A 1669-nucleotide genomic window follows, 5' to 3' on the forward strand; every position below is an offset into this window, starting at 1 on the left:
TCCTCGGCTGCGTCGCGATCGAGGCGCTCTCGATCGTCGTCGCCGGCCCCATCCTGCCGCGCCTCCTGACCGTTAGTCCCGCTTCGGCGCCCGGTCCCGAGCGAGTCGCAGGCGTCTCGCTCGAGCTGAGCGCCAACCTGACCGCGCTCCTCGCTCTCACCGCGGCGGCCGTCTCCATTTACTTCACCCATCGCCAGCTGCAAGCCAAGGTGAAGGCGGACAGCCGTCAAGCGTGGATCGTCAAGCTCCGCGCCCGCATCGCCGACTTTGTCGCGCTTGCTGGAACAATCCACGGGGATGATCAGGTGTCGGAGCGTCAGAACGATCTCAACCGCCGTCGGCTCGAGATGGAGCTCATGCTCAACCCGAGCGAGAAGGACCACCGTCTGCTGATGTATCTCAGCCTGAGGATGGCATTCTTCGGAGGTGGTGAGCGACGGTTCGCCGAGATCCACGACGTTCGGAACGTCAGAGCGGTGATTGCGGCCGACGAGGGATACGACGAGGACGCTTGGCGCCCACTCCTCGGACCGATTCCGAGCGGCGTCTCGAAGGAGACTCAAGATAAGGCTTTCAGCGACCTCGTGGGCTACGCGATGCGGCTTGCCCACGTCGTGCTGAAGAGGGAGTGGGAGCGCGTGAAGGCGACCCGCTAGCGGCGTGCCTTCAGAGCCGATTTTCACAGCGTAAGGTCGATGCCATAATCGCGCTTGGCATCGGCTAGGCGTGGAACGTCGCCGCGGCGAGAACCATGCTGGGGTTGTCGCAGTATCTTGCGCGAGAGTGTGCTTGGCGAGACGCAGTTACGGGACGTATCCGCTATGTCCATGGCCGCGCAAATTTGCGGGTGGCCCCAGCGCGGCAGGGCCTCGTCACCCGCATCGTCTATCCCGATCAACGGGTAGAAGTGCGGGACGCGAACGGCGACTAGGCACGGGTAGCAGTCTATGACTATGGCTCGGCCGCCCCGGTCGGGGGCTGGATTTATCGCGGCAATCTTCGCGTGGCGCCGGAATGAATATTCGGTGAAAATTACGTCGTTCGAGTTCACTCATCTAGATCCTGAACGGACGCCAGGTCTGGGCGTGATCCGCAGGCTCACCGAATAATCGAGATTGGAGCGCGTAGCTGCCGTCCCGTTCAAGATGAACTAACGGTCGATATCGCCACGACACTGCCCAAAAACGGACAGTCCGGTTTCTACCAACGGCAGGCGCTCAAGCCCCCTGCCCTGCTGCCTGAACGAACGTCCGCTTCTCCGCGATCGCTGCTCAAAAGCGGACAGGCCGCTCTCCACCAGAACGCACGTCCGTTTTCCAGCGCGAAAACCGGAAGAGCGGAAGCTCTGCTATAGCCGCGCCCTCGTTCCACAACCGCTCGGGCCCCGACGACCCGATCGATTGACGCCGATAGTCGCGTCCAGCAGCACCGATACCCCAAATGGCAACCACGCGGGCCACAAACGCCGGTTTCGAGGTCTTAGAGGGTGCCACGACGTCGCATGCTGGTGTCAGGGCAACCCATGAAGTCCCGACGGTTTGGTATCGTGTTGATACGAACCTGTCGGCTAAGTCATTGATTTTGGGTTTGCAGGATGAACGCCGCAAACGCGTCGGAGTCCATCCGGCGTAGCTAACTAGCTGATATAATTGAATAATTACGTGTAATT

1 protein-coding gene is annotated in these 1669 nt (G+C 61.2%); it reads left to right on the forward strand.

Features of this window, described 5'->3' with window-relative positions; translation table 11 throughout:
* The coding region (locus tag OXR08_RS18555) for a hypothetical protein (protein WP_267352126.1) at positions 1 to 656 on the forward strand (656 nt) is incomplete at its 5' end.
* Positions 657 to 1669: the final 1013 nt, after the last annotated feature.

The organism is Sphingomonas sp. GM_Shp_2 (assembly GCF_026540875.1).
Lineage (GTDB): Bacteria > Pseudomonadota > Alphaproteobacteria > Sphingomonadales > Sphingomonadaceae > Sphingomonas > Sphingomonas carotinifaciens.